This window comes from Marilutibacter aestuarii, assembly GCF_006546775.1.
GTDB lineage: Bacteria > Pseudomonadota > Gammaproteobacteria > Xanthomonadales > Xanthomonadaceae > Marilutibacter > Marilutibacter aestuarii.
In genome coordinates, this window is record NZ_VICE01000117.1 from 1 (window position 1) to 9,506 (window position 9,506).

Annotated in this window: 9 protein-coding genes; 2 read left to right on the forward strand and 7 right to left on the reverse strand. The window is 67.9% G+C overall.

The window, feature by feature from the left end:
• The coding region (locus FKV25_RS16285; RefSeq protein ID WP_170218634.1) for an alpha/beta fold hydrolase at positions 1 to 336 on the forward strand (336 nt) is incomplete at its 5' end.
• 533 nt (positions 337 to 869) lie between these two features.
• Here FKV25_RS16285 and FKV25_RS12645 read toward each other — a convergent pair.
• The 4 genes from FKV25_RS12645 to ttcA form a co-directional block, all read right to left on the reverse strand.
• A complete protein-coding gene (locus FKV25_RS12645) occupies positions 870 to 1,385 on the reverse strand; it encodes a hypothetical protein (RefSeq protein WP_141519162.1) in 516 nt (171 codons plus the stop codon).
• A 109-nt stretch (positions 1,386 to 1,494) separates the two neighbouring features.
• On the reverse strand, positions 1,495 to 2,295 hold the full coding sequence (locus tag FKV25_RS12650; protein ID WP_141519163.1) for a YgjP family zinc-dependent metalloprotease: 801 nt from the start codon (positions 2,293 to 2,295) through the stop codon (positions 1,495 to 1,497).
• Positions 2,296 to 2,420: 125 nt separating this feature from the next.
• The gene (locus FKV25_RS12655; protein WP_141519164.1) at positions 2,421 to 3,326 is read right to left on the reverse strand and encodes a recombination-associated protein RdgC; all 906 of its coding nucleotides are present in this window, start codon (positions 3,324 to 3,326) and stop codon (positions 2,421 to 2,423) included.
• Between the two features lie 170 nt (positions 3,327 to 3,496).
• Positions 3,497 to 4,402, reverse strand: coding sequence for a tRNA 2-thiocytidine(32) synthetase TtcA (gene ttcA, locus FKV25_RS12660; RefSeq protein WP_141519165.1), 906 nt, complete (start codon positions 4,400 to 4,402; stop codon positions 3,497 to 3,499).
• 120 nt (positions 4,403 to 4,522) lie between these two features.
• Between ttcA and FKV25_RS12665 the strand changes: the two genes are divergently transcribed.
• Entirely contained in the window at positions 4,523 to 4,741 is a 219-nt protein-coding gene (locus tag FKV25_RS12665) for a YdcH family protein (protein ID WP_141519166.1), read from the forward strand.
• Here the strand turns inward: FKV25_RS12665 and FKV25_RS12670 are convergent.
• The 3 genes from FKV25_RS12670 to plsB all read right to left on the reverse strand — a co-directional run.
• Positions 4,738 to 5,175: a hypothetical protein gene (locus FKV25_RS12670; RefSeq protein ID WP_141519167.1), complete on the reverse strand. Its 438-nt coding sequence runs from the start codon at positions 5,173 to 5,175 to the stop codon at positions 4,738 to 4,740. The two genes, FKV25_RS12665 and FKV25_RS12670, sit on opposite strands and share 4 nt — an antisense overlap.
• A gap of 370 nt (positions 5,176 to 5,545) precedes the next feature.
• Positions 5,546 to 6,793, reverse strand: coding sequence for an HlyD family secretion protein (locus FKV25_RS12675; RefSeq protein ID WP_141519168.1), 1,248 nt, complete (start codon positions 6,791 to 6,793; stop codon positions 5,546 to 5,548).
• Between the two features lie 162 nt (positions 6,794 to 6,955).
• Positions 6,956 to 9,506: glycerol-3-phosphate 1-O-acyltransferase PlsB (gene plsB / locus FKV25_RS12680; protein ID WP_141519169.1), on the reverse strand; the 2,551-nt coding region annotated here is incomplete at its 5' end.

Here is a 9,506-nt window from a genome sequence, read left to right on the forward strand (position 1 = left end):
CTGGCCGAGCCGGCGGCGCGCCTGCTGGTCGAGCGCGGGAGTCGCGCGGTGACCGGCGGCTACACATGGTCGAGCGACCCGCGCCTGACCCTGCCCACCTTCCTGCGCCCCACCGAAGCCCAGGTCAACGACCTGGTCGCCAGCATCGGGTGCCCGACGCGGGTGATCTTCGCCGACCCGGCCCAGCCCTACCTGCCCGACGCCGTGCGCCGCGCGCGCACTGCCCTGCTGCCCCGTGGCGAACTCATCGTGATCGAAGGCGGCCATCACCTGCACATGGAGCAGCCGGCGGAAGTCGCCGCCGCGATCGGCGACTTCTTCTCGCGCCAGGCGTGATGTTTCAAGAGGGGGTTCCCCGCTGCGCGGAAGGGGAAGCCGATGTCGCCAAACAGGCACCGGCCATCCGCGAGGGCAACCACCTTGCACAAGGATTCGCGCCTGACCCCGAAGTGTCGAAAGGCATCCGTCCAGCGCCTGCAGTCAGGCGAACGCGCGGAAAGGCTGGATCCCAGCGTTCGCCGGGATGACGGAACCGGGGTGACGCGGGCGCCAGAAGATCGGGCGGCGACCGGACCCTGGGCGAGTCGTCGTCTCCGGGATTCTCGAATCTATCGTCGTCGCCCCTCGGCACCACGCCGCCGTTGCCTTTGCTTCTGCCGTTGCCTTTGCTTCTGCCGTTGCCTTTGCTTCTGCCGTTGCCTTTGCTTCTGCCGTTGCCTTTGCTGCTGCCGTTGCCTTTGCTGCTGCCGTTGCCTTTGCTCGTCATCCCAGCGAACGCTGGGATCCAGCATCTCGCTCCAGCCCGGCGACAACGCACCCGCATCGTCACGGCCGAACAGCCGTATCCGGCCCTGCCGACGCCAGGCCCCTTATTGCCGCTCGCGGAACTGCAGGCCGACCTGCACCTCGCCGTCGTCGTCGCCGTTGACCGAGACGACGGCGTTGCGCTCGCCCTTCTCGAAAGCCAGCATCGCGTTGCGGGCATCGTTCTGCATCGCCATGGTCTGGGTCCAGCCCTTGGCCTTCATCTCGGCGCTGGCCTCGTTGAACAGCGTCGTGGCATCGCCCCGGGTGCTCAACGACAGCACCTGCGTGCCGGCGACGTTGAGCACGCTGCGCAGGGTGTACTCGCGCGGCAGGTAGACGTCGTCGGGGAAGCCGTCCGGCAGCGACAGGCCTTCGCCGGTGGCGACGGTGACGTCGCCTTCGTCGGTGCTGAACGTGGTCGTGTCGCCGTCGCGCTGGACCTCCACGTCCTGGCCGGTCGCCGCGCTGGCGGCGGCGGAGGCCATGCGCTCCTCGGCGGACTTCTGGCAGGCGCTCGCCAGCACGGCCACCAACGCGGTGGCCAGCACGAGGCGGACAGGGGCGGGGAACATGCTCATGCGGAACGTCCTTGGGCGACAACTGAAATGCGGCGCCGAGGCGCGCGGGCCGCTCATGTCCTGTATACGTGATCCGGCGCGGGGGTGGGACACGCGGATGCCGCGGCCCTCATGCGCCGAGCAGGGCGCGCATCATGGCCTTCAGCCGGCGGCCTTCGGCATTGAAGTAGTCGCGCTCGGCACGCCAGTGCGGCGAGCGCGCTTCGACCTCGCCCCAGAACGCCCGCGAGTGGTCCGCATGGACCAGGTGGCAGAGCTCGTGCACGAGCACGTATTCGAAGGCCGAAGGCCGCGCCAGCACCAGGCCCAGGTCGAGCGCCATGGTGCCGTCGGGCGCGAGCGAGCCCCATTGCGAGCTCATCACCTTGTAGCGCACCCGCCGCGGTGCGCGCGGCAGGCCCGACAGGTAGCGCGGCAACCAGCGCCCGACGTCCGCGCGGGCACGGGCTTCGTAGAAGTCGCGCAGGGCGCGTCGCAGCGCCTCGGGACCGGCGCGTGCGGAGACGCTGAAACGCAGCAGCGGCGCATCCGCCTCCCCGGCCTGCACCAGGTGGGTGAACCGGCCCGGCTGCCATTGCACCGGCACGCGCGCGCCGGCCAGCGGCAACCAGGTACTGCTGCCGGGCTGCAACTCGGGCAGGGCATCGACGGTGAAGCGGGACACCTGCTCGCCCAGCCAGTCGCGATGCGCGTTCAGGAACTGGGTGGCGACACGGTCGGAGGTGCGCGGCGGCACGGTCAGGCGCGCGCCGCGCTCGTCGACCGACAGGCGCAGCCGGCGCGCGCGCGGGTTGCGAACGCGCAGCAGCTCGATGCGACGACCGTCGGGCAATTCGAACTCGGTGGCCTCGCGCTCGACGCGCGCGACGGGCCGGGACACGGGTGCCAACAGTCGGAAAGGGGGACTCATCGACGGGGGAGGGTCATCTGCGGCAGGGGGAATCGACGACGCCGGGCGCCGCCGCCCATCCCTGGGACGCGCGCATCATAGCGCCCCGCGAGGCCCCGCTGGATGTCACGCCGGTGACACCCGGCTCAGGCCTCGACCTTGCTGAGCTTGAGCGCCGCCTCGAGCACGGTGAACAGACGCTTGACCTCGCCGCTCATCAGCGCGAAGCGGGCATCGAGTTCGGCGCGCATGTCGTCGGTGTCGGTGGACTCGAGTTCGTCCACCGCACCCTCCAGCAGCTTGAACTTGCGCACCACGAGGTCTTCGCCGAGCACGAAGCTCAGGTGGTCGTCGAGGTTGAGCGCCAGGCGGGTGACCTGCTTCCCCGACTCCAGGTGCTTGTTGATCTCGTCGCTCTGCAGCTCCATGCGCTGGACCTTCACCACCGCGCCCTGGTCGACCGGATCGCGCAACTCGCATTCGTCGCCCAGCGAGAGGCCTTCAGGCAGGGGTTCGCCGGCCAGCCAGCCGGTGAGGATCGTGCGCGGCGCGACTTCCGCGTTGAGCGGCAGCGCGGGGAAGCTGCCCAGCGCGCGGCGGATCTCGCTGACCACGTTCTCGGCGCTCTTGCGGCTGGAGGTGTCCACGACCACGATGCCGTGGCTGCGGTCGATCAGCGCGTCGGTGCGGCTGGGCTTGATGAAGGCGCGCGGCAGCAGGTCGGTGATCAGCTCGTCCTTGATCCGCTTGCGGGTGCGTCCGCCGGGCTTGCGCCCTTCCTTCTCCTCGATCTCGGCCAGCTTCTTGGCAAGCATGTCGTTGACCACGCTGCCCGGGAGCAGGCGGTCCTCGCCGCCCACGGTCAGCCAGGTGGCATCGTGGATCGAATGCGAGAGCGCTTCGGCACTGCGCCCGAAGGGCGAGATGAACCCGCGGCTGGACAGTTCCAGCGGGCCGACCGGCTTGAGCTGGCACTCATCGAGGCCGCTGTCGAGATCGTCGAACTTCTGCGAGGTGGGGAAGCGGAACAGCGTGAGGTTTCGAAAGAACATTCGGGGTCCAGGTATTCGTGATTGGGGATGGGTGATTGGTGAGGCGGGAGGGGCAGTGCACGCGCCATCCGGGGCAGGGGAGGCGCTCGGGTCGCTGCCGGCAGTGGCCGTGCAACATGGGAGTGCCACGGGTACCGCGTCGAGAACAGGCGCCCTGCTCCACTATCGCATCACGAGACCCTGCCAGGTCCTGAAGCGTCATCGCTCCCACGCGCGTCGGCGACCGGCGCGCCCGGCTCGGCCAGCCGGCCCAGGGCGAGGAAGTCGAACAGTTTCGGGTCGCTCAGCTGCGAGGGGCGGATGTCGCCCAGCGCGCGTGCGATGGTCTCGATCCGGCCGGGCGTCTCGCATTCCCATTCGTCCATCATCCGCTGGACCTGTTTGCGCTGCAGGTTCTCCTGCGAGCCGCACAGGTTGCAGGGGATGATCGGGAACTCGCGGAGGGCCGCGTATCGGGCGATGTCGTCCTCGCGCACGTAGGCCAGCGGGCGGATCACAACGTGCCTGCCGTTGTCGCTCAACAGCTTGGGCGGCATGCCCGAGAGCTTGGCGTGGAAGAACAGGTTGAGGAAGAAGGTCGCCACCAGGTCGTCGCGATGGTGGCCCAGCGCGATCTTGGTGAAGCCCTGTTCCTCGGCATGGGTGTAGAGCGCGCCCCGACGCAGCCGCGAACACAGCGAGCACATCGTCTTGCCTTCCGGCACCACGCGGGTGACCACCGAGTAGGTGTCCTGCTCGAGGATCCGGTATTCGACACCGATCGATTCCAGATACTGCGGCAGCACGTGTTCCGGAAAGTCGGGCTGCTTCTGGTCCAGGTTGACCGCGACCAGCTCGAACTTCACCGGCGCCTTCTTCTGCAGCTGGAGGAGGACGTCCAGCATCGTGTAACTGTCCTTCCCGCCGGACAGGCAGACCATCACCTTGTCGCCGTCCTCGATCATCCCGAAGTCGGCAATGGCCTGGCCGACCTGGTGGCGCAGGCGCGTGCCCAGCCGGTCGGCCTCGCGGGCATCGGCCTGGGGGTCGGCGCCGCGGCGCGGCAGGGGTTCGGCGAGGGGGAGGACGGTGCTCATGGTCCCTCCATTCTACTGCACCACCCCGCCCGCCCCGGCCGGCGCCGGGCAATCAAGGGAGCGCGTCCCGCCGCCCGGGATCGCCATGACGGCGCCCCGGACCCGCGCTAAGCTCCCCCCATGCTCGACACCTCAGACCCCGCCGAGATCGCCCGCCGCCTGGCCGAGGTCCGTCTCGAGCACCGCGACCTCGACGCCGCCATCGAACGGCTCGCCGTCCTGCGCGACCACGACGCACACGACGACCTGGCGCTCAAGCGCATGAAGAAGCGCAAGCTCTGGCTGAAGGACTGCATCGCCCGCCTGGAAAGCGCGATGATCCCGGACGAACCGGCCTAGGGGTCCGATTGAACCTGGCTGAGCTTCCAGCGCGGACTTCCCAAAGGCTCGGCCAGTGTTGCGACCCGCTCGGAAAGGGTCGCCAGCGCATCAGGGCTGAGCGCTCCCGAGCGCTTCGCCGACAGTCGCTTGCTTTGGAATTCCAGCGATTCACCAAGCGCTTCCCCCGTCTCCCGATAGTAAACATGGATATGCAGCTGGAACCCTTCAGTATCAAGATACTGCGAAAGCGCTTCGATCGACGTTTCCTCTTTCGGAATGTCGATTTCAATCTCAATGAGAACACTCCGGGAGAAGTCCAGGGGCACCCCTGATGCCTGGGTGCCCTCTCCGGCGAAAGCCATGCTCGCCATGGAGTAGCAGAGCAGTGCCGCGCAGGTAAGATGCCTGCAATTCTTGAGAAACTCCATTGGTCTGCCTGCAATTGAGCTCATGCGGTCTCCGGGACGAATGCAGTCCGTGAGTTTGGCGGGCTGGGCGCCTCGCCCGGGCGAGGCTCGGCCTGCTTGAGCGCATATGCGATCTGCTCCTCAGTGAAACGTGACTTCTTCATCGCCTGATTCCTCGTGTCCGCGGGGGCCCATGCGGGGCGAATTCTCTACTTTACGTTGGCCCAGTTTTCCGGGGGTGGGTCAATCGGATTGCGCGCAATCGATGACATCGGTACCACGGGAGGGAGGGCAGTCTCCAGCACCACAAACGAGACCCATAACATCTTCTTGAAGAATTCGCATGTTGATCATTTCCTTGTTTGAAATTTTCGCCGGACTACCCGGCATCACACTGGCACGCCCGACGCTGCAGTCATCGGCCGAACACAGATCCTTGGATTGAGTACAACGGCTCCAGCACCCATTCGATCAGGGTGCGGCGTTCGCCCAGAACGTCGGCGTCGAGCAGCATGCCGGGCTTGAGGGTTTCGTCCTCGCCGTAGGCGGTGATCGCCTGGCGGTCCAAGGCCACATTGATCCGGTAGAAGGGCTCGCTTGTTGCGTCGCTCTGCGCGGGGTTCACGGTGCTGCGGCTGATGCGCGCAACGCGGCCCTGGTGGTGGCCGAACTTCTGGTAGGGGTAGGCCTGGTAGCGCAGCAGGACGCTGTCGCCGGGCTCGATGAAGCCGATGGCGCGACTGGGGACGAGCAGTTCGGCCTCCAGGGCACCGTCGCCGGGCAGCACGCTCATCAGGGCCTGGCCTGCCTGCACGGCCTGGCCAGGCTTGAACAACTGGGTCGCGATGACGCCACTGACCGGGGCGATGATCGCCGGTTCGCCACGGGCGCTGGTTTCCAGTTGTTCCTGTTCGAGCAAAGCGATGTCGCGTTCGTAGCCGGCATCGCTCATCCGGCGCTGGCCGGGGAGTTCGCGGCTGGCCTGCTGCAATTGCGCGATCATGCGCCGCGTGGAGATGGCCTGGCGCTGCAGGACCTGCATTTCGCCGACCTGGTCCAGCGCACTCGACTCCTGTTGCTTCAACTGGAGCTCGCTGACGTACTGGCCTTCGCGCAGCTGCCGCAGGCGATCCAGGGTCTCGTTGGCCAGTTGCACCTGCTGTTCCCGGGTCGCGATCTCGGCTTCTATCTGGGCCAGTTCACGACGGGCCGTCAGCAACTGGTTGGCAAGGCCGGCGGCCTGGGCGCTCAACAGGTCGTGCTGGGCCAGCTGCGCTGATTCGAGGCCCGCCTGGCGACGCCTCAGTCGCTGTGCCAAAGCCTGCTGGGTGTCACCGCCGGCGACCGTGGCGCGCGGCATCGTCACCACGGCGATGGTCTGGCCCGCCTCGACACGGCTGCCTTCGGGTACATCGACGCGGGTCACGATACCGGTCGCGGGCGCCAGCACGGTCGCCATGCCCTGCACGGGCACGAGTTGGCCGACCACGCGCGAGCGCCGGGTGTAGGTACCGAAGACCAGGAAGAGGATGATGATCGTCGCGATGGCGACGGCGGCAGCGGTCAGCACCCACAGCCGGATCGGCTGGGCCAGCGAGATACCGCCCAGCCAGCTGGTACGGCGCGCCTCGAGTACTTCCGTGCGGAAAAGCGTTTGCGTCATCGTCCTTGCATTTGCCGTGACCCATCCATTGGGTCACGCCCCCTGTTGCTTGGAACGGGACCTTACCGCCCAGCCGGTCCCGCAGTCAACGGCGCGCTGGCGCACATCCGGCTCCGCTTTAGATGTGGCCTTGGCGCCTTGAGTCGCACAGGCTCGCCTTGATCAGCCGCCCCCGTCCCTGGACACGCCACCCTCCGCGTCGCGCTCCTCCGGTTGCGCCACCATTTCCGGGCTGACTTTCTCGATGGTGTGGCGCAGTTCGCGGCCGAGGATGAACTTGGCGTCGCGCGCCCAGTTGTCGAGGCGGTCGTCGAAGTCGAGCTTGCCGGCGTCGTCGGTGCGGACCAGGCCGAGTTCGCGCAGCTTCTGGATGAAGCCGCGGAACAGGGTCTTGTCGAAGAACTCCGGGGCGGCGGGCGCGTACAGCAGCGAGAGCCGTTGCGCGGCGAGCTGGCACAGGCTCTCTAGCTGGCCGGCGCTGAGGGTGCCCGCGCCGTTCTTCACCAGCACCGAGATGGTGATGTAGTAGCGCTCGAAGGCCTGCTGCAGCGAGTGACCGATCGCGCGCAGGCGGAACACCTCGTCGGACTGGCCGGCGTTGCGCGCGAGGATGCCGCCGTCGTCCTCGCTGACCTGCTCGAGCAGGCCTTCGCGGATGAACACCTCGATGGTGGCGCGGATGCGGTCGACGAACTGGTCTTCGGTCCACGGCAGGAACAACTCGGCCTGCAGGAACGGATACACGCTGCGACCCAGCCGCAGCACGCCCGCCAGGCTCATGCGCCGGTTGTGCTGGAAACAGCAGGCCACCCAGGACGCGGCGGTGAACAGGTGGACGACGTTGTTGCGGAAGTAGCTCAGCAGCACCGCCTTGTCGCCGCTGACGCCGAGCACGTCGCCCAGCGGGTGGGCGGTGCGCGACAGCACGCCGATTTCCTCGCCGTGCGCGACGATCTGGACGGGCGTGTGCGGGGTGACGGTGACGCGCTCGCCGTACGGCACTTCCTCCAGCAGGGTCTTGCTCAGGGCGATCTGCGCGAGCAGGTCGCTTTCGCTCATGGCGTGCTTGGGCGTGGACAGCAGGGCCATCGCGAGCAGGTTGATGGGATTGACGTCGGCCGCGCGGTTGACGTTGACCTGGATCTGCTGTGCCAGCGCGTCGACCGTGCCGGTCAGCCACGCGGGCTTCTCGTCCTCTGCCACGGCCTCGCCCTGCCATTCGGGCGCGTGCCGGGCGAGCATGTCGTTGAGCCGGATCGGCTCGCCGAAGTTGACCACGACCTGGCCGTAGTTGCTGCGCAGCACCTTGGGGATGCCCCACAGCAGTTGCCAGATCGACTCGCCCTCCTTGGGCTTGCCGCTGAGCTCGTCCAGGTAACTGTTGCCTTCCATCAGCTTCTCGTAGCCGATGTAGACCGGCTGGAACAACACCGGGCGCGTGGGCTGGCGCAGGTAGGCGCGCACCGTCATCGACAGGGTGCCGGCCTTGGGTTGCAGCAGGCGGCCGGTGCGCGAGCGCCCGCCTTCGATGAAGTACTCGATGGAGTAGCCGCCGGCCACCAGCTGCGCCATGTACTCGGAGAACACCGCCGAGTACAGCGCGCTGCCGCGGATGCTGCGGCGGATGAAGAAGGCGCCGCCCTTGCGCAGGATCGTGCCGACCACGGGCAGGTTGAGGTTGACGCCGGCGACGATGTGCGGCGGCACGATGCCCTTGGTGTAGAGCAGGTAGCTCAGCAGCAGGTAGTCCATGTGGCTGCGGTGGCTGGGCACGTAGACCACTTCGTTGCCAGGGGCGACCTGCTTGAGCTTGTCGAGGTGGTGGACGAGGACGCCGCGGTAGATGCGGTTCCACACCGGCGCGAGGATGAAGCTGGCCGAACGCACCAGCGGATGCGAATAGTCCGCGGCGATCTCGTAGGCGTAGGCATGGGCCTTCTTCCAGGCGTCCGAGAGCGAGGACTTGTCGCGCCGGGCCTGGTCGGCGATCGCGTCCTTGACGCTGTCCGAGCCCAGGACGCGGTCGACCAGCAGGCGGCGGGTCGACAGGTCGGGGCCGACGATGGCGGCACGGATGCGGCGGAAGTGCGCGCGCAGCACGCGCGAGAGCTTGCGCACGGTGCGCTCGGGCGGCAGCCCCTCGTCGGTCACGCCGCGCAGCGAGACCGGCGGCGCGAAGCGCACGAGGGTGTCGCGGCCGTTGAGGAGGATCGCCAGCAGGCGACGGAAGCGGCCGACGAGCGCCCAGTTTTCCGAGAACAGCACCGAGAACCAGCCGCTGTTCTTGTCCGGCGCGCGGCCGACGAAGATCGATACCGGCACCAGTTGCACGTCCAGGCCCGGGTCCAGGCGATGCGCGTCGAGCAGGCGCGCCAGCGACTCTGAATGACTGCTGGGCCTGGGCGGCGCGCCCAGCGGCGAGAGGTTGGCATTGCGCCGGGAAAGCGCCAGGTAGGCGCGCTTGCGGCCCAGCGGATCGCCCGGCAGGGGCTGCAAGGGGGAGGGCAGGCCGGCCTGCTGGCAGGCGCGGTCCAGGATCAGGGCATTGGACAGCCCATAGTCCTCGAGGACATAGCAGACAGGCCGGTCCAGGGCGTCGGCATGCGAGGCCGGATCGTTGGGCTCGATCGTCAACGAGACCCAGGGCGAGAGGATCCACCCCAGCAGGCGCGCCCACCAGGGCCGCCCGCGGTAGGCGCCGGCGTCGTCGCCC